Source organism: Glutamicibacter sp. AOP5-A2-18, from assembly GCF_052446055.1.
Taxonomy (GTDB): domain Bacteria; phylum Actinomycetota; class Actinomycetes; order Actinomycetales; family Micrococcaceae; genus Glutamicibacter.
The window spans coordinates 1860672-1887021 of sequence record NZ_JBQSVW010000001.1; the positions used below are offsets into that span (position 1 = coordinate 1860672).

Annotated in this window: 26 protein-coding genes; 11 read left to right on the forward strand and 15 right to left on the reverse strand. The window is 54.2% G+C overall.

Annotated elements, in window-relative coordinates; genetic code table 11:
• Nucleotides 1–41 precede the first annotated feature (41 nt).
• Nucleotides 42–392, forward strand: a complete 351-nt coding sequence (locus ACT3RW_RS08850) for a hypothetical protein (RefSeq protein WP_131088318.1) — start codon at nt 42–44, stop codon at nt 390–392.
• A gap of 70 nt (nt 393–462) precedes the next feature.
• Here the strand turns inward: ACT3RW_RS08850 and ACT3RW_RS08855 are convergent, their stop codons facing one another.
• Nucleotides 463–2910, reverse strand: coding sequence for an esterase-like activity of phytase family protein (locus ACT3RW_RS08855; protein ID WP_444613506.1), 2448 nt, complete (start codon nt 2908–2910; stop codon nt 463–465).
• Between the two features lie 191 nt (nt 2911–3101).
• On the opposite strand from ACT3RW_RS08855, the gene ACT3RW_RS08860 reads away from it, so the two are divergent.
• The gene (locus ACT3RW_RS08860; protein WP_444613507.1) at nt 3102–3941 is read left to right on the forward strand and encodes a 3-hydroxyacyl-CoA dehydrogenase; all 840 of its coding nucleotides are present in this window, start codon (nt 3102–3104) and stop codon (nt 3939–3941) included.
• Between the two features lie 50 nt (nt 3942–3991).
• Nucleotides 3992–5674: an ABC-F family ATP-binding cassette domain-containing protein gene (locus tag ACT3RW_RS08865; RefSeq protein WP_444613508.1), complete on the forward strand. Its 1683-nt coding sequence runs from the start codon at nt 3992–3994 to the stop codon at nt 5672–5674.
• Nucleotides 5675–5786: 112 nt separating this feature from the next.
• Here the strand turns inward: ACT3RW_RS08865 and ACT3RW_RS08870 are convergent, their stop codons facing one another.
• Nucleotides 5787–6137, reverse strand: a complete 351-nt coding sequence (locus ACT3RW_RS08870; RefSeq protein WP_131088322.1) for an ArsR/SmtB family transcription factor — start codon at nt 6135–6137, stop codon at nt 5787–5789.
• Nucleotides 6138–6253: 116 nt separating this feature from the next.
• Here ACT3RW_RS08870 and ACT3RW_RS08875 point away from each other — a divergent pair, with 116 nt between their 5' ends.
• From ACT3RW_RS08875 to ACT3RW_RS08890, 4 genes are read left to right on the forward strand one after another with little or no spacing between them, the layout of a single operon-like run.
• Nucleotides 6254–7864: an ABC transporter substrate-binding protein gene (locus ACT3RW_RS08875; RefSeq protein WP_444613509.1), complete on the forward strand. Its 1611-nt coding sequence runs from the start codon at nt 6254–6256 to the stop codon at nt 7862–7864.
• On the forward strand, nt 7861–8847 hold the full coding sequence (locus tag ACT3RW_RS08880) for an ABC transporter permease (protein WP_444613510.1): 987 nt from the start codon (nt 7861–7863) through the stop codon (nt 8845–8847). Before ACT3RW_RS08875 ends, ACT3RW_RS08880 begins: the two co-directional genes overlap by 4 nt.
• Nucleotides 8840–10393, forward strand: a complete 1554-nt coding sequence (locus ACT3RW_RS08885; protein ID WP_444613511.1) for an ABC transporter permease subunit — start codon at nt 8840–8842, stop codon at nt 10391–10393. The genes ACT3RW_RS08880 and ACT3RW_RS08885 overlap by 8 nt, the downstream gene beginning before the upstream one ends.
• A 41-nt stretch (nt 10394–10434) precedes the next feature.
• The gene (locus tag ACT3RW_RS08890; protein ID WP_444613512.1) at nt 10435–11067 is read left to right on the forward strand and encodes an ATP-binding cassette domain-containing protein; all 633 of its coding nucleotides are present in this window, start codon (nt 10435–10437) and stop codon (nt 11065–11067) included.
• Between the two features lie 4 nt (nt 11068–11071).
• Here ACT3RW_RS08890 and ACT3RW_RS08895 read toward each other — a convergent pair whose 3' ends face one another.
• The 8 genes from ACT3RW_RS08895 to ACT3RW_RS08930 form a co-directional block, all read right to left on the reverse strand.
• Nucleotides 11072–11953: an urease accessory protein UreD gene (locus ACT3RW_RS08895; protein ID WP_444613513.1), complete on the reverse strand. Its 882-nt coding sequence runs from the start codon at nt 11951–11953 to the stop codon at nt 11072–11074.
• A complete protein-coding gene (ureG, locus tag ACT3RW_RS08900; protein WP_131088327.1) occupies nt 11914–12525 on the reverse strand; it encodes an urease accessory protein UreG in 612 nt (203 codons plus the stop codon). The genes ACT3RW_RS08895 and ureG overlap by 40 nt, the downstream gene beginning before the upstream one ends.
• Nucleotides 12526–12578: 53 nt before the next feature.
• Nucleotides 12579–13166 carry an urease accessory protein UreF gene (locus tag ACT3RW_RS08905; RefSeq protein ID WP_444613514.1) on the reverse strand — a complete coding sequence of 196 codons (588 nt, stop codon included), beginning with the start codon at nt 13164–13166 and terminating at the stop codon, nt 12579–12581.
• A gap of 88 nt (nt 13167–13254) precedes the next feature.
• Nucleotides 13255–13728 (reverse strand): urease accessory protein UreE, encoded by a 474-nt coding sequence (gene ureE / locus ACT3RW_RS08910; RefSeq protein WP_444613515.1) that lies wholly within the window; start codon nt 13726–13728, stop codon nt 13255–13257.
• A gap of 38 nt (nt 13729–13766) precedes the next feature.
• Nucleotides 13767–15479 carry an urease subunit alpha gene (gene ureC / locus ACT3RW_RS08915; protein ID WP_444613516.1) on the reverse strand — a complete coding sequence of 571 codons (1713 nt, stop codon included), beginning with the start codon at nt 15477–15479 and terminating at the stop codon, nt 13767–13769.
• A gap of 2 nt (nt 15480–15481) precedes the next feature.
• On the reverse strand, nt 15482–15844 hold the full coding sequence (locus ACT3RW_RS08920; protein WP_444613517.1) for an urease subunit beta: 363 nt from the start codon (nt 15842–15844) through the stop codon (nt 15482–15484).
• Between the two features lie 26 nt (nt 15845–15870).
• Nucleotides 15871–16173, reverse strand: a complete 303-nt coding sequence (locus tag ACT3RW_RS08925; protein WP_444613518.1) for an urease subunit gamma — start codon at nt 16171–16173, stop codon at nt 15871–15873.
• Between the two features lie 320 nt (nt 16174–16493).
• On the reverse strand, nt 16494–18218 hold the full coding sequence (locus ACT3RW_RS08930; RefSeq protein ID WP_444613519.1) for an FAD-binding protein: 1725 nt from the start codon (nt 18216–18218) through the stop codon (nt 16494–16496).
• A 77-nt stretch (nt 18219–18295) separates the two neighbouring features.
• Here ACT3RW_RS08930 and ACT3RW_RS08935 point away from each other — a divergent pair, with 77 nt between their 5' ends.
• Complete coding sequence (locus ACT3RW_RS08935; RefSeq protein WP_262197617.1) at nt 18296–19213, forward strand: LysR family transcriptional regulator; 918 nt, start codon at nt 18296–18298, stop codon at nt 19211–19213.
• On the opposite strand, the gene ACT3RW_RS08940 is transcribed toward ACT3RW_RS08935, so the two are convergent.
• The 3 genes from ACT3RW_RS08940 to ACT3RW_RS08950 all read right to left on the reverse strand — a co-directional run bounded on the left by ACT3RW_RS08940 (nt 19206) and on the right by ACT3RW_RS08950 (nt 21653).
• Entirely contained in the window at nt 19206–19841 is a 636-nt protein-coding gene (locus ACT3RW_RS08940) for a pentapeptide repeat-containing protein (protein ID WP_131088335.1), read from the reverse strand. The two genes, ACT3RW_RS08935 and ACT3RW_RS08940, sit on opposite strands and share 8 nt — an antisense overlap.
• A 24-nt stretch (nt 19842–19865) precedes the next feature.
• Nucleotides 19866–20741 (reverse strand): VOC family protein, encoded by an 876-nt coding sequence (locus ACT3RW_RS08945; RefSeq protein ID WP_444613520.1) that lies wholly within the window; start codon nt 20739–20741, stop codon nt 19866–19868.
• Nucleotides 20742–20804: 63 nt separating this feature from the next.
• A complete protein-coding gene (locus ACT3RW_RS08950; RefSeq protein WP_262197615.1) occupies nt 20805–21653 on the reverse strand; it encodes an SDR family NAD(P)-dependent oxidoreductase in 849 nt (282 codons plus the stop codon).
• 136 nt (nt 21654–21789) lie between these two features.
• On the opposite strand from ACT3RW_RS08950, the gene ACT3RW_RS08955 reads away from it, so the two are divergent.
• The 3 genes from ACT3RW_RS08955 (at nt 21790) to ACT3RW_RS08965 (ending at nt 24964) form a co-directional block, all read left to right on the forward strand.
• Entirely contained in the window at nt 21790–22296 is a 507-nt protein-coding gene (locus ACT3RW_RS08955; protein WP_131088338.1) for an Lrp/AsnC family transcriptional regulator, read from the forward strand.
• 212 nt (nt 22297–22508) lie between these two features.
• On the forward strand, nt 22509–23582 hold the full coding sequence (gene hisC / locus ACT3RW_RS08960) for a histidinol-phosphate transaminase (protein WP_131088339.1): 1074 nt from the start codon (nt 22509–22511) through the stop codon (nt 23580–23582).
• Nucleotides 23579–24964 (forward strand): amino acid permease, encoded by a 1386-nt coding sequence (locus ACT3RW_RS08965; RefSeq protein ID WP_444613521.1) that lies wholly within the window; start codon nt 23579–23581, stop codon nt 24962–24964. Before hisC ends, ACT3RW_RS08965 begins: the two co-directional genes overlap by 4 nt.
• Nucleotides 24965–25014: 50 nt before the next feature.
• Here the strand turns inward: ACT3RW_RS08965 and ACT3RW_RS08970 are convergent, their stop codons facing one another.
• A complete protein-coding gene (locus ACT3RW_RS08970) occupies nt 25015–25695 on the reverse strand; it encodes a DNA alkylation repair protein (RefSeq protein WP_444613522.1) in 681 nt (226 codons plus the stop codon).
• A 24-nt stretch (nt 25696–25719) separates the two neighbouring features.
• Entirely contained in the window at nt 25720–26337 is a 618-nt protein-coding gene (locus ACT3RW_RS08975) for a GyrI-like domain-containing protein (RefSeq protein WP_444613523.1), read from the reverse strand.
• Nucleotides 26338–26350 lie beyond the last annotated feature (13 nt).

The window sequence follows — 26350 nt, forward strand, 5'->3', positions numbered from 1 at the left end:
GGCTAGTGAATGAGACCTAAAGGTCCACCAGAGAGGAAAACATGTCGAAGACTGCTAAGAGCTTTAAAGAAGTTGAGAAGTCATTGGCGAAACTCGCCAAGGCTGCCAAAGAAGAACTGCCAAAGGAAATCCGTGGCGGCTGGAATGAGGCTGTTTCCGGTGTCAATGTTGAAGCAATCAGCAAGGCTGGCTCCAACTTGATCGACAACGTCGGTGGTAACTCCAAGGCTGCTAAGCGTGCTCGAACTTCGGTTCAGAGCGCCGTACAGTCGGCTCAGAAGAACTTGGCTCCGAAGGAGAAGTCCAATAAGGGCGGCAAGTTCCTTCTTATTTCCTTGGTAATCGCAGCCGTTGCTGCTGTGGTCGTTTCCCAGGTTCAGAAGAAGAAATAAGCTTATTTTTTAGGGCGTGGCATCCATGGATGCCACGCCCTAATTCATGCCCAGAACCTGGAGCTGACAGCTATTTCGTTCGGCGCTCTCGTGCTGATTTGACTGCAGCTGCAGCTCCTAGAACCGCAACCACCAGACTCACAGGAATCAGCCACAAGCTATCGGCGCCAGTTCTGACTTCCTTTACTCGTGGCTGCGCCTGGGCCAGTGGCACCAGTTCTGCGTGGCCAGGTTTCTCAGAGATCGGTCCTTGGCTCGCTGCATCAGGTAATGGCGAATCCTGCAGATCAAATACGTTCGCTACTGCCCCAAGCTTGGCAAAGACTATTTCGCCGGTAGCCTCATCCACGGCATCATTGTCGGTCGCTACGTAAACCTGGTCACCGGCTACCGCCAGTCCCTCCAGCTTTTCTTGGGTCCACCCGTGAGATTGTTCAAGTACCGGCAATACGTCAACAGCGAGTTTCTTGTGCACCATTGGTACCGAATCGCCTGAGTCACCCTGCTGGGCCAGCGGCCCCTCGAACTGGTAGATCGCTTTGTGCTTGGCCGCAGGTCCTGGCTGGTTATCGCGTTCGATGACAGCATAAGACCCATCAGGTAACGCGGTAATTTCCGAGAGGCCATTCCACGTTCCCTCAACCGCGGGATCCAGTTTGTATCCAAACCAGCTGAAATCTCCCGTGCTGGGTTTGTACGTGCCGATACGCACAAATGATTCACCTGGAACTTGTCGCTGAAGGGTGAATACAACTTCTTCGTCCTTACCGGTGCCACGAACGCTCACACCTTCAAGGCCCTGTTTCTGCAAGGAGCCCACAACCTCTGAGGGCAGCGCAACTTCCTGCTGCACCTTACCGGTTTGGTCAATCTTCACCAGCGTGTTGTTCTTGCCCGTCGATCCCTCGTTTGCGGCCCAGAACCCACCTTCTTCACGCGCTGCTATTCCTTCGAGGTCTAAGTCGGTACTTGCACCGGTCACGGGAATCGAGCTATCGACAGTGGCGGGATTGCCTGTGGTGATGGAGTAGATCCGAGACGCGTAGGCGTTGTCACTGACCGCATAGAGCTTATTTGGATCTTTTGGATCAGAGCTCAGACCGCTCAAGGCGCCGAATGGAACCAACGATTTTGTATTTGATTCCAGCTGCGGGAATTGTGGCTGATCCGCGCCAAAGGAATACAGGCTCACTGCCGAGCGGACTTGATCTTCATCCGTTTCGGAGGCCACGGCCAACAAATTTCGTCCTGGGATTGGCAAGAGACCTTCGGGGCCATTGGTAGTAGGTAGCGTCTGCACATAACGCGGCGATTTTGGATCAGACAAGTCATAAACGGCCACGAAGTTAGCTCGCTCTGTTGCTACAAAGCCGTAGTCCACCCCGTTGTAGTTAGCGATGGCCAGACCCTCAGGCTCGGTACCTTTTTTATCAGCCCGGCCTTCTGGGAACAGACCTTGAGACAGCGCGAGTTGTTCTAGCGAATTACCGGCGTCCCAGACGATTTTCCCGGTGCGTGAATCAAAGATCGTGAAACCTCGGCTTCCACCCTTCCAATCGCCTTCATTGGCGGTGGCTAGATATCGGTCTTGAAGCCATGCAATCGCATCAGGTTCACGAGGCACGGCGTCCAGTGATCCGTTGACATCCAGTTGCCCATCGTCCTTTGTGTCGATGCCTTCAAGATCAACGGTGCCGGTGCTAAATGCCCGCTTGAGTTTTGCTGTGCGCAAGTCGATGAGCACAACTCCGTTATTTTCTTGGAGGGTTACCGCCAACTGATTTTTGGTGTTGATACTGACGTATTCTGGCTCCGGATCTTCTGGAGTATCCAGCCCTGCCTTGGCCAGTAGTGGCAGGGGCTTAGGATCGGAGCGTGTTCCGGAGGTGAGGGGAACCTCTCGAAGCCGCCACGACTCAGGGTTTTTATCTTTGAAGTCAATGATGGCAACTGCCCCGGCTGGCGCTTGCGGTAGACCGCCCTCGCCTAATTCCTCATCGCGTTCATTCTCAATGGCAATGCCTGCATAAGCTCCATCTTTAGAAATTGCTATGGAGTCAGGTTGGCCGGACAGTTTGATACTGTGTACCAATTTGCGGTCAGAAATTCGAACTACGTCTACTCGTCCAGAGGGATCACCATAGCTAGCGGAGCTATTGACGACCACAAGCACGTATTGACCGTAGGCGGCAACACTCGTGGGCTCGTCTTCGGCGCTTCCTAATTCATGCAAACCGAGCAGGCCAAGTCCTCGAGGGCTGGAGGGGTCTCTAATATCAAGGAAGCCGATGCTGCCAGAAAGTGCATCTGAGTAGATCAGTGTGTTTCCGTCGGAAGAGACCGTCGAAATTTCCGCTGCCGTTGTCGCTTGGGCTCCATCAGGATGGTTTTGATAAACAGGATAGGTAGCGACCCGTTCGAAGTACTCGGCGTTGTCCGCCATTACCGGTGGTGCGATGGCCGATGCCAGTAAAACTGCTGCCATCAATCCAAAACTCTTTGTTGCAGCGCGAGACACGCGTTTCTCCCTTGAGTATTTCCAGACTTTTCCTCCCAAGATTCTCAGTACAGAACCAAATGCTGGTGAACGAAAAGCAACGGTAAACCAGACTGTTCAAGTCGAATGGTTCCGCTCCTCACATTTAGTTGCATTCTTTCAACTAAAAGCGCAAACTTTGATTGAAAGTTCAATTTTCAAGGAGATCCATCATGCAACTAACCAATACCACCGTCCTAGGAACCGGCGTCCTCGGCTCACAGATCCTTTTCCAGACCGCCTACCACGGACTGCCAACTGTCGGCTTCGACATCAACGAGGAGGCACTTCGCGTTGCCGCAGGACGTCTGGACGCACTGGTCCTGGAATATGCCAACTTCTTTGGCGATCAGCACAAGGCCCAAGCCGCCCGTGACTCAATCAAACTGACCACCGATCTAGACGAAGCAGTGAAGCACGCAGATCTAGTCATAGAGGCGGTACCAGAAAGCTTGGCAGTCAAAGAACAGACCTACAGCAAGCTCGCGGAAGCCGCACGCCCGGAGACGATCTTTGTTACCAATTCCTCCACACTATTGCCGTCCGACATCGCCCCCTTCACCGGACGACCAGAACAATTCTTGGCACTGCATTATGCGAACAACATCTGGAAGAACAACACCGGTGAAGTCATGGGCACCGCCCAGACAAGCAAGGAAGCCTACGAGGCAGTCGTAGATTTTGCCGAACGCACCGGCTTGGTAGCCATTCGAGTTCTGAAGGAGCAGCCAGGCTACGTCCTCAACTCGATGCTTGTTCCATTCTTGGAATCGGCGAGCCACCTGTTAGTCAACGAAGTGGCTGACGCTGCCACCATCGACACCACCTGGAAGCTAGGAACCGGTGCACCCTATGGACCGTTTGAAATCTATGACATCGTCGGGCTAAACACCGCCTATCACATCTCCAGCAACGGCGACGAGACCAGCAAGAAATTCGCCGCTCTACTCAAAAGCGAATACATCGATCACGGCAAGCTCGGCGTCGCAACCGGCGAAGGATTCTACAAGTAGTCCGCGACCCTGAGCACTAATGGGTGCAACCGCTCGGATAGGATGGCTTGGTGGCTCATATCGACGTTACTGACATCCAATACTTCCTCTCCGACGGCACCCAATTGCTGGGCGGCGTCACCTTCAAGGTCTCAGCTGGCACCAAGACCGCACTGATTGGCCCCAACGGTACCGGCAAGACGACCTTATTTAAGATCATTGCCGGTGACCTCAAAGCCGAAGAAGGAACCATCAACCGCACCGGAACGCTGGGCATCATGCGCCAGTTTGTTGGCCAAGTCCGGGATGAAACAACCGTCAAAGAATTGTTGCTTTCCACCGCCGCTCCAGCACTTGCTCAGGCCGCACAGAAAGTCGCAAAATATGAAACGCTGATGCTCACCAGCGAGGACGAAAAAGTCCACATGCGTTACGCCGAAGCCATTATTGAATGGGGCGACGCCGGTGGTTACGAGCTAGAAACCACATGGGACAAGGTCTGCATGGCAGCCCTTGGTGTGGAATTTGATGCCGCTTCCAGTAGGCTCGCCCGCACACTTTCGGGCGGCGAGCAAAAGCGTTTGGTTCTCGAAGCGCTCTTTGAAGGTAACGACGAACTGCTTCTGCTGGACGAGCCAGATAACTATCTTGATGTTCCGGGTAAACGCTGGCTTGAAGAGAAGATGCTCAACTCGCCAAAGACGGTACTTTTTATTAGCCACGACCGCGAGCTACTGAATAACGCTGCCACCCGTATCGTCACACTTGAGCCAGGCCATGGCGGAGCTACCGCTTGGATTCATGGCGGTGCCTTCGGCAGCTACATTCAGGCACGCCAAGAGCGCAACGAGCGGTTTGAGGAACTACGCAAACGCTGGGATGAAGAGCATGCCAAGCTCAAGGAACTGGTCAATATGTATAAGACCAAAGCCGCCTTCCGCTCGGACATGGCCAACCGCTACCATGCGGCAACCACTCGTTTGGAGAAGTTCCTAGAAGCTGGCCCTCCACAGGCAATCCCCCTGGAACAAAACGTGCAGATGCGCCTGAAGGGCGGGCGAACCGCAAAACGTGCCGTAGTAGCCGAAAAGCTTGAACTCTCCGGTCTAATGAAGGCTTTCTCAACAGAAATTTGGTTCGGTGACCGAGTCGGCGTTCTAGGTTCCAACGGATCAGGTAAGTCCCATTTCCTGCGCTTACTAGCCACCGGTGGCAGTGATCCAGAACGTGAGCATCTTCCCGTCTCAGATGTGGTGATTGCCGAGGTTCAGCATGAAGGTACGGTCAAGCTCGGGGCTCGAATCCGCCCGGGGTACTTTGCCCAGACGCACACGCGACCAGATCTTTTTGGTAGGACCCTTCTGGAAATCTTGCACCGAGGCGACGAACACCGCTCAGGCATGGCACGCGAAGCCGCATCCGGCGCGTTGGACGGGTACGGGTTGGCCGGTCAATCGGAACAGAAATTTGAGTCTCTCTCCGGTGGCCAGCAGGCTCGATTCCAGATCTTGTTATTGCAACTTTCTGGTGCCACACTGCTGCTTCTTGATGAGCCAACCGATAACCTCGACCTGCATTCGGGTGAAGCTTTGGAACGGGCCATTAACGCTTTTGAAGGAACCGTTCTTGCTGTCACGCACGACCGCTGGTTTGCCCGCGGCTTTGATCGATTCTTGGTCTTTGGCTCAGACGGAAATGTGTATGAGTCTGCTGAACCAGTGTGGGATGAACAGCGTGTAGTACGCAAACGTTAAGAACCACAGACATAAAACAGCCGGTGAGTTTGGTTGCTTTCGCAAAGACGAAATCAACTAAGCTCACCGGCTGTCTTCATTCACGCGCTTACCGGCATGTTACTGAAAGACGCTAAACCTGATGTTCGGGATGCAATTTCGAATGCGGCGCTTCAAGCTGATGTAAGAGTTGATGGATTCCGGGATGAATCAGCTGCCACCTACGGTATTTGCCGTCACGTTGCACCTGCACCACTTCAGCGCGGTGCAAAGTAGCCAGTGCCTGGGTGACCGTGTTGGCCGAAAGTTGCGTCGCCTCGGCTAGCTGGCTAACCGACGAACCCGGCGCTGCGTGCATGGCGATAAGTATCCTGATACGCGTTTCGTCGGCACATAAAGAAAAAACTTCGATCCATTCCGGAATCGTCTGATGCACCTTCGCGAGCGCGTCAGAGCCAATTCTTTCTAATTCTTCTTCAGCCACGGTTCACCATCGTTTCAAAGGGCGCTACGACTCCGAGTAACACAGACATCTGTCCAGCTGAACACATGTATTCTGAGATCATCAAACACCCTTTTGCTTGGAAAGGACCTGTGCCCGTGCGCAAGCCCGTGTCCCGCGCCGTAGCGATTCTGCTTCCCATCGTAATTGCATGCACCGGCTGCCAAGCAATTACTTCTGATGCATCGGTGAAACCAACGGTAAATTTGCTCACTCCAGCACTACCGGACTCACTGAATCCACTGGCAGGTTTTGATAACAATGGCGTGGGAAAAATCAACGAATCCTTATTCACTCTAGAGGGCGAATCTGACACGCTGCCGCGAATCGTTCCGCTCTTGGCCCAGAAAGATCCTAAGATTTCCGCCGACGGATTAACTTGGGATATTACGCTACGAAATGGCATCAACTTCAGCGATGGGACAACGCTGGATCCAGCCGACGTCGTCGCTAGTTATCAGGCAATCAAAGACCCACGCACTGCCTCTCCCCTAGCGAGCACGCTGGAAAATCTTGCAACGGTCAAAACCCATGGCAAAGACGGTGTGCGCTTCACCCTCCATGAACCGCAAGTCTCGTTTAAGACTTCCTTGCTCGTCGGTATTGCCCCTTCTGAACTGATCCATGAAGGTACACCAATCAGTGAGTCTTCACTGAACCGATCGCCAGTAGGCACCGGTCCCTATGTGCTCGATCATTTCGACAGCTCGTCACTCACCTTGAGCGCCAATAAGAATTACCGTGACGGACCGCCGGACGTTCAAAAAGTTTCTTACACTCAGTCGGAAGACGACAACGCTCGAACTCAAGCGATGGCTAGTTCCGATTTCACTGGCACCGTTTTACCTCCTCGCCTCGCAGCCAGCTTTGCCCAACGTGAAGGATACGAAGTCGTTACTGCCTCCAGCGCTGACTGGCGCGGCATCTCGCTCCCGGCCGATCACCCGTTTACCAAGGATCCAAAGGTTCGCCTAGCCCTGAACCTGGCGATCAACAGGGAAGAAATGATCTCCGGTGTATTGGCGGGGGCAGGCCGCCCTGCCTACACCTTTGTGCCACCGGAATATGGGCAGTTCTACAATTCCAAGGCAGTCTTCACCCGTGACCCGCGGCGAGCCGAAGAACTACTAGATGATGCCGGCTGGGTCTCGAACAAAGATGGCATACGGACCAAAAATGGGCAACGGGCCGAATTCACCTTGCTCTACAATCCTGGCGACACATTACGCAGAGACCTATCTTTGGCGCTGGCTTCCCAACTCGAAAAGTTTGGCATCAAGATTTCAGTCCAGCCAGCGACCTTTGACCAGGCTGAACCACGCGTGAGTACAGATTCCATCATGCTCGGCGGCGGAGACACTCCATACGACGTAGATACGCAGCTCTACAAAATGCTGCACTCCAGCTATCCCGAGGCCGGAGCGTACTACGACAACCCAAGCCACTTCTCCAACGCAAAAATGGATCAGGCGCTTCATCAAGGACGTACCAGCACTGATCCACACACCCGCGCTACAGCGTACAAAGACGTTCAGGATCTTTACGTTAAAGATCCTTCAATGCTTCTGATCGCTTTCATTGATCACAGCTATGTTCAGCGCAACGACGTCCACAATATGTGGAACACCACCGGCACACTTCTTGAACCGCATGAGCACGGCACCGCATGGGGACCTTGGGCCAAAATCGGCGCGTGGAGCAAAAAATGACGATGACGACTCATTCAAGTCGGTGGGCTCTAGCTGGCAAGCTGGTTCTGCGACGCCTGCTCGTAGCCCTTCCGGTCACAGCCGGGCTAACCGCCGCGGTCTTCGCGCTAGCAAGCATTGCACCGTTTAATCCTTTGGCAACTTACCTTGGTTCCAGCTATGCGCATACCGACCCCGAACTGCGTGAACAGCTTCGAGACGAACTAGGATTCAACAAGCCTTGGCTTCAAGTCTGGACTCACTGGATCACGCATGCGATCCGCGGTGACTTTGGCATTTCCATCACGGCCTCTCGGCCGGTAGGCCAGGTGCTACTTGAACGCATTCCTTACACGTTGCTTCTTACCGGCACCGGCCTGATCCTAGCAATCCTCTTATCCCTGATTTTGGCTTTGGCAGCCGCTCGTTATCGCAACCAACTAATTGATCGTTTGGTTCAGGCCATCGGGCAGCTGGCGCAGTCGGTTCCAGTATTTGTTCTGGCGCTGGTAGCCATCGCCGTATTTGCTTTGCCGCTAGGCTGGCCCACCTCAGGTGTAGCGGCAGCAGGCATGACCCCGACGCCCACATCGATACTGTCGCACTTATTCCTGCCGGCAGTCATTCTGGCAATTAGCTTGTTGCCCTGGCTGCTTTTAAACTTGCGCACTTCGCTGCTGGAAGCAGTAGATTCTGATTCGGTCTTGGCTGCCCGCGGTCGAGGTGCAAAACAGGTGTTACTTGCCGAAGCCTTGCCCCAAGCGCAACTTCCTTTTATTACGGTCATTGGTGCTCGTCTAGGCGAATTGATCACCGGCGCCCTACTAATTGAAACCATCTTTTCCTGGCCAGGTATCGCCTCAGCAGTTGTTGGTTCAGCCATAGCAGGAGACTTCGCTCTGCTGGCAGCGGTCACTGCTTGTTCTGCGCTGGCGGTCTTTGCAGGCAATGCCCTAGCCGATGCCGCATACCTACTAGCGGATGCCCGGGTGAACAATGACTAAGTCCAGTTACTCCTGGTTTGTAGCAATCATTGGGGCTGCGCTGCTGACATACGCGCTGTTGGTTCCCTCGCTGGATCCTACAGCGGTAAATACAGTGAATCTCGCCTCGGTGTATCAGCCCCCAAGCCCCAGTCATTGGTTTGGTACAGACCAACTTGGACGCGACCTCTGGTCCCGCACAGCCGCTGCATTGCGCGTCTCGCTGGTGATGGCCATCGGCGCTGCAGTTTTCTCGACGCTTTTGGGGATTCTTGCTGCGGTAGTGGCGGTCACCTCCGGTAAATGGGCCGACCGAATCATCACGCGACTCATTGATGTACTCAATGCGATTCCGCACCTTTTACTTTCCGTAGTCATTTTGGCCTTGTGGCCAGGGCAGATCTGGGCCATTGTGCTGTCCATTGCACTCACTCATTGGACTCAAACCGCCAGGCTACTGCGTGCCAAGCTCCTCTCGGAGCGCGAACGTGGATTTGTGCAACTGAGTCTCGCGACAGGTGCACGGCCACTAGCCTTGTGGCGAACTCACCTCATCCCGGCCGTGCTACCGCAGGCCACAATCGCTTTCGCCCTTCAGATACCACACGCCATGTGGCATGAGTCCGCACTGTCGTTTCTCGGCGTGGGGCTACCTGCACAGTCAGCTTCATTGGGGCTGCTACTCGAAGACGCCCGCAGCGGGATTCTCTCCGGCGCGTGGTGGCTGCTCGTATTCCCGTCCATAGCGTTGATCCTGGCCAGTTGGACGGCCACGACCGGATCGCATCATCTCCACGAACCAAAACAGGGTGCTCGCCACAAGGCACCGGCGGCATTATCCAAAGAATCATCCGGGCAATTCCAAAAGCAGATATCCGCGCCCGGGCTACAAATCACGGCGTCGGTTACAGCCGGAACAAGTCATCTAGTGCGTTCGGCTTCGCTCTGTGCCTCCCCCGGAACTATCCATGCGCTCACTGGAGAATCTGGGGCCGGGAAAACCTTGTTTTTGCGAGCCATCGCAGGACTACTTCCTGAAAGTCTGGAGGCCAATTCCATGCTGACCTTCCACGGAAAATCGTACAAAAATGCCGCTGAAGGAAAGCTCTTGGGTAAAGAACTTGTATTCATCCCCGGCTCTGCAGCCACCGCCCTCAATCCAGTACGCACGTTGCGTTCGGCGCTCAAACGAACTTTCCGTCAGCAGTTACGCCCAACCAGCAATCCTGACCTCATTGGGTACTGGCAAGGATTCGGATTAGAGCCACACCTACTAGATCTGTATCCGCACCAACTATCCGGTGGACAGGCTCAACGTGCGGTTCTGGCTCTCGGACTGGTCTCAGAGCCGAAATGCATCTTGCTCGATGAACCAACCAGCGCACTGGATAACACGACCCGAACGATTGTGGCTGACATTCTGCGCGGCGCAGCTCAACGGGGCGCGATCGTCCTCATCGTTACCCACGACCATGATCTGGCCGAAAACATGGCTGATGTTGTGCACGTGATGGATCACGGGCAACTCGTCACCATCCAGGCCGACAGTGTAGGAGCAAAGCGTTGAGCCTGACTCTTGAAAAGGTAACTGTAAGTCGTGGCGGACAAATGATCTTATCGTCAGCGTCACTGACTGTGGCCGCCGGAGAAGTCGTTGGAATTACGGCGCCTTCTGGGGCGGGCAAAACGACAATGCTGTCCGTGGCCTCTCTACTGCACTTGCCGGACTCGGGAAACGTTGTGATCAGCGGAACGGTGGTCTCGGCAGGAACCAACAAATCGAAAATCCCTGCAAGACTGCGCCAGAACATCGGTTTGCTCCCCCAAAATCCTAGGAATTATGCAGATCCTCGCCTGAGCTTGGCCGAAACGATCTGTACACCTTTGTCTTTCCGGGACGGCCGGTCGAGACCTAATCAAAAGCGCTATCGAGACCACGTACTCCAACTTTGTGCCGAGGCCCAACTACCCGAAACCCTTTTGGAACGGCGTCCGGCGGAAGTCTCGGATGGTCAGTTGCAAAGAGCACTGCTGGCACGAGCGATCAGTTTAGATCCAAAGGTGTTGCTCTGTGATGAGCCGACGTCCGCCTTAGACCCAAAAACGACAGGTGCCGTTTTTGAGGTCCTGCGTGCCCGAGCGTCGAGGGGTGCCGCAGTCATCATCGCGTCGCATGACCTTAGTTCACTTGCCAATACCTGCGATGAGGTTCTGGCCCTAGATCAATTACAACGACGATAAGGACTCAGTACTTACGCAGTTGTACAGCTGCCTGACCGCGCAAACGCTGACGCAACTCGTTGACGATACTCATCAACACTGCGGTGGCACCTTCAGTTGATGTACCCAAGGTTCGTACCGACAGCCCTGAGGTAGCAGTCTCGGAAACCCCAACATGCACGGGCTCACTTTGTTGCTCAGCAACCTCGTAGGCAACGTCTCTCAAGGATTCAACCATCTGAGAATCGATCCGTGAATCCACCGCCAGAAGCATTCCCACATGGGTGTACTCCTGCAAATACAGGAGCGACTCTACGGCTTGGGCTCCCGGTTCTACCAATAGATTGTCGAGTACTGCCAGCTCACCGTCCACGTGAATTTCGGTGCGCAAACGGATTCGATCATAACGAAATAACTGTCCGTCAGGGCTCCAGCCAGGCGTAATTACTTCGAAGATGACCAGTGAACTGGAGCTGTCCATCTTCACGACGGTTTCTTGCCGATAACTTGCATCTTGATAAGCGATAAGCTGATCGGGCAAATACTCTAGGACTGCGTCTTGCTCTAGCTCAACGATCATACGTGAGAGCGCTTCACCCTGTGGCGTGCGGTAGATCTTTGTTGCAGACTGCGTAGTTAATAGAAGGCTGGCCGAAGCCGCAACCTGCACGTCAACGCCGTACGTATCGGCGCCAAGATACCCGCCTCCGGGATTAACTACGGTGTAACAGACCTGCGGGGTGCTATCGAGATAGTGGGGTCGCAAAACCCGCAGGGCACCTTGATGAAACTGGCTGGTGGCGACGTCCTTACCCGCCCTGCGCTCAATACGCAGCGCCAGTTCACCGGTGAGTCGAGACTGGTCCACTAGGCAAGATCCGTCATCAAAACGTCGCGCTTGAGCCAAGTGATGACCTCTTCGAGTCCGTCATCTGTCTTCAGATTAGTGAAGCAGAACGGCTTGTGGCCTCGAAATTGCTTGGAATCAGATTCCATAATCGACAAGTCCGCTCCAACGTAAGGGGCCAAGTCTGTCTTATTAATGATGAAAAGATCCGATTTGATCATGCCCTGGCCTGCCTTGCGGGGAATCTTCTCCCCCTGGGCCACGTCGATGATGTAAATAGAAAAATCAACCAACTCTGGCGAGAACGTGGCTGAAAGGTTATCGCCACCAGACTCAACGAAGATGACCTGCAAGTCCTCATGCTTTGCTTTCAGGTCTTCAATGGCCGCTTCGTTCATCGAAGTGTCTTCGCGGATAGCGGTGTGTGGGCAACCGCCAGTTTCAATCCCAACAATTCGGTCCAACGGCAGCACTCCGTTGGCTGCCAGAATTTTTGCGTCCTCGATGGTGTAGATGTCGTTGGTGATCGCCGCCATCGAGATCTCCCCGTCAAGTGCACGGGTGATGCGTTCAATTAGTTGGGTCTTTCCGGCGCCCACGGGGCCTCCGATACCAATACGAATCGGTTCCATAAGTGTGTTCCTCAAATTAGTTCGGACCGCGTCAACGGTCTTTGGCAGATGTTTTAAGACATGAACATGCGTGCGCGCTGGTGCTCATGTCGCATCTGTGCGATCTCGAGTCCCGGTGCGGCCACACCCAAATCTTGGTCATCCAGGGTGAAGATTTTGGTAACTGTTTCACCAACGGCTTCGTGCATCGAACGGATCACCCGTTGCCCGGCATCTTGCCCCAGCGGAATGGCACGAATTGCGTTCTGTGTCAGGCTTATCGCTGTCGAAAACAAGTAGCTGCTCAGCGCATCCGCCAGCGGTGCTCCGGCTCCGCGAGCGGCCAACGCAAAAGCGATGGCCGGATGCCCTACGCACCGCCCCGAACGTATCGCTTGTCCATAGCTTCGCAGCTCAGGCACCTCAAATCCTGCCAAGGATACGGCCAACATCCGCCCACCCATTTTTTGAGCCGCCAGACGTAGCTGCTTAGGCAGTGCCGAAGCATGGATCATTGAGTCCAGCGCAATAATGCGTTCCTTATCTTCAGCTTCGAAAGCAAAGCGAAGTAGCAAGCCATCTGTATAGGCCAACGATTGCGCTAGAAACTGCCGAAGCCACAGGGCAAAACTATGTTCATCCTGAACCTGACCTGATTCCAAATAGGATTCCATTCCAAACGAGTGACTGAAGGCGCCCGTGGGAAGAGCAGAATCCGAAAGCTGCAATAAGGTCAGCAGATGCCCAGAGCTAGTGGGTGTGTTCTGCATGTCGGAAAGGAACAGGCATAACACGTTCCTGACGTTCGTATGGAGCGTGGTGATGCTTCAAGAAGTCCTCAACAGTATGGTCGTATTGCACCACCATCACCTCAGCCTTGTACTCCGATTCAATATCGAAGAATTGTGCCTGCAGGTGACGATTGCCCAGTGAATGAGCGATGAAAGCCATCTCGTAGATTGATTGTGGAGCGATAACCAAAACGTCTGTAGGCAAGACAGAAATGGTGATGAGCTCGGAATCTGAAATCATCAAGATATCACCGTCTTTCAAATCCGGTCCCGGCGCTAGCCGAAGCCCTAGTTCTCGCCCATGGTCAGTGCTAACCCGTTGGATTCGTTTGACCAGATCCGCACTGGGCAGAACCACCTTCTCGTGATGCCTGTCGGCAAGCAGATCGGCGGATTCCTCATGGATGTTTCCCACGAGTTTTTCAATAATCATTGTGCTCCTTCTCAAAAACTTTCATGCGATAGCTCTTGCTAGAACAGGAAATACCGTTGAGTCATCGGCAGTTCCTTGGACGGTTCGCAGGTGGCCAGTTCACCATCAACAAAAACCTCATAGGTTTGAGCATCAACCTTGATCTCTGGGGTCTGCCCGTTGTGCTTCAGATCAGCCTTGGTGAGGTTGCGGATGCCGTGGCAAGGTCGAATGATCTTGCGAAGTCCCAACTGCTCCGGGACCCCGTCATCAATGGCCGCCTGGGACATGAAGGTGATGGAGCTGGAATGAACTGCCGAACCCATAGCACCAAAGCTAGGGCGGAGCGTGCGCGGCTGTGGGGTTGGAATCGAAGCATTTGAATCGCCCATAATCGATTGCACGACCATGCCACCCTTGATCACCAGGTCTGGTTTCACACCGAAAAACGCAGGATCCCACAGCACCAGGTCAGCGAACTTTCCTTCCTCAACGCTACCGATGGAATCTGAAATTCCTTGCGCAATTGCAGGATTGATCGTGTACTTGGCAACGTAGCGCTTCAGCCGCGCATTGTCGCCATTCTCTGGATCCCCGGCTAACTTACCGCGCTGGCGTTTCATGGAATCCGCTACCTGCCAGGTACGTAGCACCACTTCGCCCACGCGGCCCATGGCCTGCGAGTCCGATGAAGTAATGGAAAATACTCCCATGTCGTGCAGAACGTCCTCGGCAGCAATAGTTTCAGGACGAATGCGTGAATCGGCGAAGGCGACATCCTCGGGTATATCGGGATTTAAGTGGTGACACACCATGAGCATGTCCAGGTGCTCATCAACCGTGTTGGTTGTATAAGGCAGCGTGGGATTCGTCGAAGCAGGGATGACGTTGGACAGAGCAGCCATGCGAATGATGTCCGGAGCATGACCACCTCCGGCGCCTTCGGTATGGAAGGTATGAATAACGCGCCCAGCGATCGCCTCAATGGTGTCTTCGACAAAGCCGCATTCGTTCAACGTATCGGTGTGAATCGCGACTTGTACGTCATATTCATCGGCTACATTCAGCGATGTGTCGATGGAGGATGTAGTTGCGCCCCAATCCTCGTGGATCTTCAGCCCAATGGCTCCGGCTCGAATCTGTTCAACTAGAGGTGCCGTATCGCTGGCGTGCCCTTTACCCAAAAATCCGATGTTGACCGGAAGGTTTTCCACTGCCTGCAACATCCGTGCGATATTCCACGAACCAGGGGTCAGACTGGTCGCCTTGGTTCCTTCAGCTGGTCCAGTACCGCCACCGATCATAGTGGTGGTGCCGTTGGCTAAAGCCGCTTCTACCTGACCCGGAGAAATGAAGTGAATATGGGTGTCGATGGCTCCGGCCGTCAGTATCTTGTGTTCACCGGCAATGATCTCGGTTGCGGCACCAATAGTGATGTCGACGCCGTCAGAGATATCTGGGTTGCCAGCCTTTCCGATTTTGAAGATGTGTCCATCGCGCAAAGCTACGTCTGCTTTGTAGATACCGCTGTAATCCAGAACCACGACGTTGGTGATCACGGTATCGGGAATGTTTTGATCTCGGGTTAGGCGACCATTTTGTCCCATGCCGTCACGAATGACTTTTCCCCCACCGAAGACAACTTCTTCTCCGTAGGTTGTGTAGTCCTTTTCGATTTCTAGAAGCAGTTCCGTGTCAGCCAGGCGAATTGCGTCACCGATGGTTGGGCCATACATTTCCGAGTACTGCTTGCGGGTCATTTCGAAGCCCATGATTACAGCTCCTGCTCATTCTGCGATGCTTCGTTGGCTGTGGTCTGATCGGCGGTATTCTCTAGTGGACCGCCAACCCCATTTCGGAATCCGTGAACCTCTCGTGCTCCGGAATATTCGACTAACCTAACGCTGCGTGCGTCCCCTGGTTCGAACCTCACCGCTGTTCCGGCGGGTATGTCGAGGCGGAATCCGCGAGCGGAATCACGGTCAAATTCAAGCTTTGGGTTGACTTCAGCGAAGTGAAAATGGGAGCCCACTTGCACCGGGCGGTCGCCACGGTTCACGAGATTAATCGTTCGGGTCTTCTGCGTCTGGTTGCAAGCTATCGGCTCGTCGCGAAGTACGTATTCTCCGGGAATCATGATCAGTGCCTTTCTAACCGTCGATGCTAACGGATGGGATTATGGACCGTAACGAGCTTGGTGCCGTCAGGAAAAGTTGCTTCGACCTGAACGTCATGCATCATTTCGGCGATTCCTTCCATCACGTCCTCACGTCGAAGGATCGTGGTTCCGTAGCTCATCAGGTCCGCCACGGTGCGACCGTCACGGGCGCCTTCCATCAGCTCATAGGTGATGATGGCCGTAGCTTCTGGATAGTTGAGCTTCAGTCCGCGTTCTTGACGCCTGCGCGCCAGGTCCGCGGCGACAACGATCATGAGCTTTTCGTGCTCGCGCGGCGTTAGATGCATCGACAGATTCCCCATTCAACAGTTGCTCTGAGCTTTTCGTACTCTGACCGATAAACGGCCGCGAAACACTCATCGACAAAATTCATTGTCCCTAGACAATGTTGATTTTACCCATTGACCGCGTCGGCTCCCCCACGTGTCTATTTCTATGAAGTTAAGACTTCATTACGGCTGTTGCCTTTCCAGGTCAGTAGCGGTTCAAAGAAGGAGAATTACTATCAAGTGAACGCAGTCTGCTCCCCGGAACGTCACTGGCAAGTTACGCCATTTTATTCGTTCCGAGGAGCAGGAGCATGTCGATTTCTCGCGTCCAGTAAGACCTATTCGACCAGCTTGCCGATTTGCGAGACTTCGGTGATCAGTTTTTCGATCTCTTCAGGCACTGCAGGAATCGCTTCACGAACAATTCCCTCTGGCGACCACACCAGATTCACTTGCAACCTTGGATCCGTCATTGGGTAATCACTACGGTTATGACAACCGCGTGTCTCTTTGCGTTCCACGGCGGATTCCAATGTTGCCCTGGCAGCTAGAACAGAAGACTTGAGATCAAAGGCATGACAGAGGTCTTGGTAGCCAGCGATGTCCGGATGAATACCAATGTTTTGCATTCTCTCTTCGATCTCCGCCAGTTTCTCCAGTCCGCGATTTAGGCTCTCTTCGTTGCGAACGACCCCGGCATGTTCGGTCATGACATCCCGAATTGCTCGTTGCAAGGAACGAACGTTTTCCTCACCGTCGGCGTTCACTAGCGAATCCACAGTGCTGCGTGCCTTGTTTATGGCTTCATGCGACCGATGGTGCACCGACAGTGAGCGTGAATAATCGGAAGCTTCCTGCCCAACGATTCGGCCGAATACAAGCAACTCAATTAATGAGTTGCCGCCAAGGCGGTTGGCTCCGTGGAGTCCGGATGAGGCTTCTCCGATGGCGTACAGTCCTGGAACCTCACTGGCATGAGTCAACGGATCAACCCACACCCCTCCCATCGAATAATGGGCTGTCGGTGCAATCTCAATTTTTTCTCGGGTGATATCGAGCATCTGTTCTTCAAGCATGGTCTGATAGACCCGTGGAAGTCGCGACATGATGGTTTCGCGTGGCAGGTGAGAGACATCAAGCCATACACCGCCCTTGTCCGTTCCGCGTCCTTCGCTGATTTCCGTATAGGCGGCCAACGCAACTCGGTCGCGGGTGGACAGTTCCATGCGTTCGGAATCGTAGCGTTTCATAAAGCGCTCGCCCAAGGCGTTGGTGAGGATTCCGCCCTCGCCTCGGGCTGCTTCAGAGATCAATGTTCCAGCGACGGATTCGGGTTCGATAATGCCTGAGGGGTGGAATTGCACCAGCTCGGCATCGCGCAGACGGGCGCCGGCCTCTACGGCAAGACGGAAGGAATCTCCGGTGTTTTCATCTCGCCGTGAACTACTGCGACGCCAGATGCGGTTGTGTCCTCCGGCGGCCAAGATGACTGCGTCGGCTTGAATCAGGTAGCCCGTACCATCGTTGACGTCGAAGCCGTACGCTCCAAAAATCACGCCGTCGGCGACCAAGAGTTCGGTGACGTAGACCGAGTCCAGAATCGGGATCTGCAATTGTTCGGCACGCTTGATGAGTGTGCGTTGAATTTCTAGTCCGGTGTAGTCTCCGGCGAACGCGGTGCGACGGAATTTGTGGGCTCCGAAGAATCGTTGTGAAATTCGGCCGTCGTGTTCCCGTGCAAAGTTCATGCCGTAGCGTTCAAGGTCCTCGATGCCACGGGTTGCGCCTTGAGCCACGACCTGCACGGTCCGCGGATCCGCCAGGTAGTAGCTTTCCTTGATGGTGTCCGCAGCGTGTTGCTGCCAGCTGTCTTCTTCATCCATGGTTCCGAGTGCGGCGTTGATGCCGCCGGCGGCGAGTGAGGTGTGAGCGTCATTCTTTGGACGCTTTCCCACGGCGAGGACGTCGGTGCCCAGTTCGGCCAGTTCGATCGCGGCTCTTAGTCCTGAACCACCGGTGCCGATGACGAGGACTGAAGTTGATATTTGCTTTTCTGTTCTCATATTTCTCAGCTTCGACCTTTGCCGAGAATACGTCCAATGAATAATAATCATGCTTTCAATAGCGATAGGCTATGCATATGAATTTAGAGCAATTACGAGGCTTCGTCACCATCAGCGAGGTGGGGCACTTCACACGCGCTGCCGAGCTTTTGCACCTGACTCAGCCTTCGTTGAGCCGCCAAGTTTCGACGTTGGAGCAGGAGCTAGGGTCAGAACTGTTCCACCGTGCTAGGGGAAACATTTCACTCACCTCTGCTGGCCAAGCGCTGCTTCCTCGCGCGCGGCGCATGCTTGCCGATGAAGAATCTATCCGAAGCGAGATGGCCGACCTCGCGGGCTTACGTAGAGGTCGGGTGCGTCTGGGTGCGCCGCCAACACTTTGTGTGTCAGTGGTGGCCCAGGCTCTCGGTACGTTCCATGATCGATACCCTGGGGTGCAATTACAGATATCGGAGGCCGGGTCACGAGAGTTACTAGATCAGCTCAACGGCGGCCTGTTGGATCTGGCCCTGATCGTCACTTCAGAGCACTCGATCAACGGAAGTAACTTGGACAGCTTGGCATTATTCAAAGAAGAACTAGTGGTTGTTGATTCAACGACAAATCCGCATTTGCCGGAACTCGAAGAACTAGATTTACGCGCGTTAGCCCCTGTTCCACAGATCGCATTCTCGCGCAGCTACGATCTTCGAGCTAGCACCATGCGCACCTATAGAGACGCAGGCCTTCATCCAAATGTCGTTGTTGAAGGCGGGGAAATGGATGCCGTATTGCGGTTCGTAAAGCAGGGGCTAGGCGTTGCGGTGGTCCCCGCGACCGTTGCACTTGAATCGTCAGGGCTGCGCACCATTGCGTTGCGCGCGCCGCAGTTGTCACGAACCGTTGGACTGGCACATCGTAAAGATGTCGCCTTGACCAGGGCCGCAACGGCTATGCAAGACTTACTTGCAGATACGGCCAAGGAATTATCAGAGCGCCACGAACAAATTACTTAGCTAGCTTGATCCCCAAGTGCGAGGCCATTTGTTCGGCCAGCATAGAAAGTTGCATTGTGCTGATCTGCGCGCCGCGGAGCCCCTCGAGTCCATCAACAAAGCCGAAATCCAATCCTTGAAAATCAACCTCGCGAAGCGTCGCCTGAGAACTCGACAGCTGCCCAGCGCGGCTATCCACGAATGACATGCGCTGAATCTTTGCTCCTTGCAGGTCCAGCTCATCAAACTGACAATTGCGAAACTGAACATCGCGAGCGTTCACTCCACGCAAATTCAACCAACCAAATTTGCAGTTATCAAAAACCACGGAATCAAATTCGGCGTCCGCAAAGTCAGCTGATCCAAACCGTGAATATCCAACTCGTACGTCATTGAAGTACGTTCCGGCGGCCTGCATGACTGGTGAGTCGATCTGTCTCAATTCGCACTGGATCAACCGAGCGTTGCTGATCTGTTCAAGTTGCAGCGAACTGATCAGGCATTCTTCTAGGCGCGCTTCACGGGCCTGCAGCGGTTCTACAAGCCTGTCAAAGTGGAGAAGTTCTAGGTACTCGCCGCCATCTAAATCACCGCTGTATCCGGTCGCCAGCTGGGGCAGTGTAAACGGTCTGATTTTCGGCGCGTGCATCAACTCTCCTCTTTTTGACCAACTTTAGAACTCGTCGATCACCAGCTTCTTCATCCCAAGCATATGCTGGAAAGCATCTGGTCGTTTCATCAATTCGTCCATGTTGGCAGGGACGATTTGCCAGCTAACGCCGAATTTGTCGCTGAGCCAACCGCAGGCTTCCGCCTCTGGAACGGCGGATAATGCATCCCAGAGTCGATCAATCTCTGCCTGACCTTCACAATCCCATTGCAGAGAAACACCGGGGGTAAAGGTGAAGGGTTGACTCACCCCTGAATCCATTGCTGAGAGAACATCCTCACCCAACGAAAATTGGGAAAACATGATTGATTCGGCATGTACTACTTCATTGGCCTGCCCAGACGGCACTTGCATATGGACCTTTGCCCCGAAGACGTCTGAGTAGAATTCCAAGGCCTCCGCTGCACGATTCTGTGCCTGGCCGCAGAACATAAGGCTTGGCAATACCTGGGCACCGGGCTGAATCTCTTGGGCTGATTCCATCAGTTGCCACGACACACCAAAACGGTCAGTGACCCATCCATAGTGCTCGCTGAAAGGATACTGCTGCAGTGGCATCATGACCTGGCCACCATCGCTGAGCGCCGCCCATGTACTGTCCAGCAACTCTCGTTCCGAGGCCCGGAAATTGAGAATAATCGAAATCGAAGGATTCGGGTCAAACTCATTTCCGGCATTAATGAGGGTAATTTTCGTGCCCCGAACCCACACGGAGACCGTCAGCGCCTCTCCCGCAAAGGGTTTCTGAAAGTCCAACAGCCCCTCGGTGGGATATCGGGATTCCACCTCAGATCTAGCTTCGGGCAACGCAGCTGCGTAGAAATCTCCGGCTTCCTCAGCGTTTCCTTGCATCCATAGATTTACCGTCAGATTTTGCATTGCGTCCCCTATCCCTCGCTGTCATTCCAAGTTACGAACTCGCTTCCATTATTGGAAGAGCAATCAGCGATTTTTCAGATCAGTAGTCTCTCGATCACGACCCTTGAACTCGTCCATTGAGTTATAGACGCCAATGACGTTCTCAGCCACGTAGTCCCAGGCGACGCGAGGCAAGACACCGCGTAGGAACTGACCCAGCCTGCTGGTCCACGGTAGGAGCACCAATGGGGTACCTGAGAGCATGGCTTTCCATGCACGCTCAACGACCTGCTCTGGTCGCAAGATTGGGGTGAGCAACATGGGTTTCGCTCCCTCAAACATCCCCGTTGAAACGTAGGTGGGACAGATGGTCGTGACTGCAATCTCTGGATCGCTTTCAAGCTCCAGCCTCAACGAGTCGCTCCATGCCAAAGCTGCCGACTTTGAGGCGCAGTAGACACTCATATTCGGGTTGGACACCAGCCCTGCTGCAGAAGCCATCGTCAGAATGCGTCCGGTGCCCCGTTGCGTCAGTTGAGACAACAACTCGTGAGTGATGTACATCGGAGCCAAGGTATTGATTTGAATCGTGGTGGTGATCTGCTCGGTGCGGTGTTGTTCAAATGGAGATCCAGTAACAACGCCCGCGTTATTGATCAGAATGTCCACACCGCCGGAGCTGATGGCCTGGGCTGCAGCACTCTTGATTTGATCCAGCTGAGCCAAGTCAACCACTTGAGCGTCTACATTAACTTCGAGTAACCGGAGTTCTGCAGCTACCTCTTCTAAGCCTGCCTCATTAACGTCCCAGATGATCACTCGGGATGCGCCTTCGAGAGCAGCCTTACGGGCAAACAATCGTCCCATCCCGCTAGCCGCTCCAGTGACCAATACCTGTTTCCCTGCGACTGATTCCAATGCTGGCTTTGACATGGTTACCCTCCCGTAGATCCTTTCTTGGGCTCAGCATATCCTGTGACGCGGGTTACAACCACGCACATCCTGAGTCAGACAATCGCGTTTGCCAGTTAGCCTTGAAATATCAAAAACACACCCCGGAGGGACTATCGTGCGCATTGACCGCCTAGACGCGGACCTTATTGAGTTACTGACCGAATCACCGATGCTGCCGGTCATGGAATGCGCACGGCGCCTTGGTGTTGCCCGAGGGACAGTAAGTAGTCGGTTGACCCGGCTACACGATGCCGGTGTGATCCAAGGAATTATCCCGCGCATTGAACCTGCGGGATTCGGCTACTCTTTGGTGGCGTTCTGCCAAGTAGAAATTATTCAGCGATACGGGCATGGTCCGGTCGCTTCGGCCCTAGAAGAGTCCATCCCCGAGATCGTAGATATGTACACGGTCACCGGAACCTCGGATCTGCAATTACGTGTAGTTGCACGCACGGCTGAAGACCTGCAAGAAATTTTTGACAGGATCAACCGCGTGCCCGGTGTGGCAAGGACCTCATCCTCATTTGCCCTGCATGAACATTTTCAAGGGCGCACGCTTCCATTAGTCTCCGCTTGCGCTAGGGCCGAGGCCGAGACGGAAAAGGCTAAGCAGAATGACTAGTAAAATAGTCAGGTGGGCAATGACCACTATGCAGCCTGCATAGGTACTCAGACTCCGATTGCACGGTTCAATCGCTCAACCTACAGTCATTGCTTGTGAATCGCGACACGCGAGAATATGAGCGAGACCACTGCAAGGAGTGTCGTTGCAAGGGTCTTGCTGTTTGAACGATTGCCAGCCTCAAGTTGTTTTGGCAATCAGAGAGGAAACTCATGACCCTTCACCAGCGCCCCTCCTTGCAGAAAGTACCCGCTTACAAGCAGGGTAAGCCCGCACCCGCTGGAGCTTCTAAACTCTCCTCCAACGAATCCCCGCACAGCCCACTTCCCTCTGTGCTCTCCAGCATCCAGGAGGGGCTGGCAACTATCCATCGTTACCCGAGCATTGCAGCTCCACAGCTCACCAATGCACTCAGCGACCAATTCGATATCGCCCCTGAGCACATCACCCTCGGGGCAGGTTCAGTTGAAGTCGCGGCCCAGATCATTCATGCCGTCGCCGCAGAAGGTGACGAAGTCATGTACGCCTGGCGTTCGTTCGAGGCCTACCCATCACTGGTCCGAATTGCTGGCGCCACTCCGGTTGAAGTCCCCCTCGACAGCGAATCACGTCACGATCTGCCGGCCATGCTCAACGCGATTACCGAAAAAACACGCCTCATTTTTATCTGCAATCCCAACAACCCGACTGGAACGGTTGTTCAGGCCCAGGCACTCGATGATTTCATCAATGCTGTGCCACGCGATGTCCTTGTCGTAGTCGACGAAGCCTACGTGCATTTTGACCGTTCCACCGTACGCGCTGATGGACTTGCCCTCTTCCGCAAGTACCCACACGTGGCCGTACTCCATACGTTCTCCAAGGCTTACGGACTTGCCGGCCTGCGAATCGGCTATGCAATCAGCCCTTTGAAAGTAGCAGAAAACTTGCGTAAAGTCGCAGTGCCCTTCGGTGTCTCTGACCTAGCACAGCGTGCCGCAGTAGCTTCCCTAGCTGCCATCGATGAGCTCTCCGTACGCATCGAAGAGGTCGTGACTCAGCGCGAACGCATGTATGAGGCTCTAGCGGCCGCTGGATACCCAGTTGTGAAGTCGCAGGCAAACTTCGTTTGGGTTGATGCCGGTGAGCAAACCATCGAGTTGGAAGCCCAGCTTGCTTCCGGCGGAGTCATTGTCCGCGCATTCGCCGGTGATGGACTACGTATTTCCTCCGGCACCGAAGAAGATGTCAATCGTGTGCTGGCAGCTTTGCCAGCAATCAAACCCGCAGAGGCGGCCACCGCATGACCGCAATAAAAACTCCGACTTCCCAGCTCCACTCTTCGCTGACTCAACGCCAGATTTCCATGATGGGTCTGGGCGGAGCTATCGGCGCTGGCCTTTTTGTTGGATCCGGCCAGGCGATCTCCATCGCAGGCCCGGCAGTATTGATTTCCTACTTGATCGCCGGGGCGGTCATCATCGTCATCATGGCGATGCTCGCCGAAATGGTTGCTGCACACCCATCCTCCGGCGCATTCAGTACCTTTGCCCACAGGGCCATGGGTCGAAGCGCCGGGAGCACCTTAGGCTGGCTGTACTGGATTCAGCTAGTCGTTGTGATCGCCGCCGAGGCTACCGGTGCAGCAGCCATCACGGCCACTTGGCTCCCTGCAGTCCCTCAATGGGCATGGGTGCTCGGCTTTGTAGTCATCCTGACCGCCGGGAACCTATTGGGTGTTCGGAACTATGGACGGTTCGAATACTGGTTTGCGGTCATTAAAGTTGCCGCGATTCTCGCGTTCTTGGTCTTCGGCGTCTTGGTTCTGACACGCGTTATCCCTACCGACGCATCCGTAGGATTTGGCAATCTTTCTGCTCACGGTGGATTCGCACCGGGCGGAATGCCCGGGATCGCTGCCGCACTGCTCATCGTGATCTTCTCCTTCGGTGGCACCGAAGTTGTTTCTATTGCCGCTGCTGAGTCGAGTGATCCTGCTGGCAACATCAAGCGAACCGTGAAGTCAGTGATGCTTCGCATCCTCTTCTTCTACCTCGGCTCGATCCTCATCATTGTGGCACTGCTGCCATGGAACGATCCGGCTATTGCCGACGGTCCTTTTGCTGCCGCTTTGGGTGTTATGAACGTCCCGGGTGTCGGACTACTGATGAACGCCGTGGTCGTCGTTGCATTGCTCTCGGCAATGAACGCCAATATCTACGGGGCTTCGCGCATGCTCTACTCAGTGGGTCAGCGCAAGTTGGCTCCACGAGCTGTCACCCACGTGACTGGCAAGGGCGTGCCATCCAAGGCCGTGCTCAGTTCGGTCACTTTCTCATTCCTCGCGGTGGGTCTGAATTGGATTTGGCCTGAGACCGTCATGCCTGTCCTGCTCAATGTAGTCGGGTCAACGATCATCATCATCTGGGCGTTTATCGCGGTAACTCAGTTGATCTTGCGACGCCGGGCAGATAGGAATGGCGAGAAATTGCCTTTGCGCCTGTGGGGTTTCCCAGCACTGAGCATCGCAACTCTGGTTGTTCTCGCGGTGATCGCAGTTATCGCCATGACTGATCCTGCAGCACGCACCCAGTTGCTACTGACCGGTGGACTCACCGCAGCGATCTGGCTAGTTTCCAAACTAGTCTTACGTGAACAGTCCGACGAGTTGGTCAGCAACGAAAGTTAACGACTGCCGTCGAGATCGAAGCCTAGGTTCAATTCATCCGTGAATTGAACCTAGGCTTTTCTTTTCACCATTTCGTTGATCCAGATTGGAGCGAATGGTGAGGTGCACCCGGGTGACGTCGGATAATCCGCGAGTACCTGCAGTTTCTCGCCAATTGCCAAAGCCCTGGCACGAAGCGGGGCATGTTCAATTCCGATATTTGCCAAGGTATTGTTCATTGCCCACTGCAAGCGGTCCGGTGCCGTGACCATCCGTCGCTCGATGGTATCCAGCAGTTCTGGAAGATTAAGCTTGTCGGGGTCCTTGGCCACTTGGTGTGCTGTCAGCTCCCAACCTGCTGCTTCTAGGACTGGGTCTTGCTCGAGCATTAGCGCGCATCGAAGCTGTTCAAGGAGCTTAGTTTTTTTGACGATGTAGCTAAGGAACCAGCTCTGCACCTTAGGCGTGCTGGCTTGTTTGCTCCATTGAAGAAGCTGTTCAAGGGTGAAGCTACGTGGCTTAGCAATCAAGATGGCAACCAAAGCGCTTGCTGTGTCCTGGGTGTTCCAGAGTTGCTCGGCAAGTTCCTGATTAGACTTCAACGACTTCGCTAAAGCCCTCAACTTACTCAAGTTAACGCCAAAGTCATCGCCGTGGCGTTCGTTGATGGCCCTAGCTTTGGGGTCTTCCAGCTCGGCCAGCGCCTGCTGGACGTCCTCGACCAAACTGTCTGGTCCTAATTGCTGGCTCAATTTCTGCTCCACATCTAGTAGTTGCTAAAGCGATTGAACAGGTTGTCGAAGTATTGTTCTTAACTTCTCCGGGGTCACTCGTCTAGGATCGCCAAGATAGATTTCGTGATGTTTGCCGGTCATCTGCAATCCATGCTTTGGGATGAAATCCTCGTGCATGCTCTTGAGCACCGGTCCCTCGTCATCGTAAGTACCAACGTGCAAGGTCTGAACGCATTGACCTTCATCCAAGACTTCTATGCGCACCTTGTCGGCGGCAGGCAAGTTCTTGCTAGCTTGTGCGGCTTCTTTAGCTTGCAGCGCGTCACCGTCGTCTAACCACCGTGGAATCATCAACATCAGCGTCCAGTGCCACAAAGACTTATCCCTATGATCAGTGAAGCTAGTCAGATCATCGGCCCACCACAGCCCTTCAAGCGGTGGCATCACGTAATCCCTCCCGATCTGCTTACTCGCGAATTTCAGCTTGTAAGCAATTGGGTATAGCGACTCCACCGCCTGGGTATAGGCCGTGGATGTATTGGGATCTCCGGTTCCGTCAACCATCAGATAACGAGTGGGTTCAAGGGTTAGTACTTGAAATTCGGAAGCCTTCGCACGATAACCGGGGCTAACTTTTTTGAAATCAATCTTCTCGACCAATACTTCGCTCCCC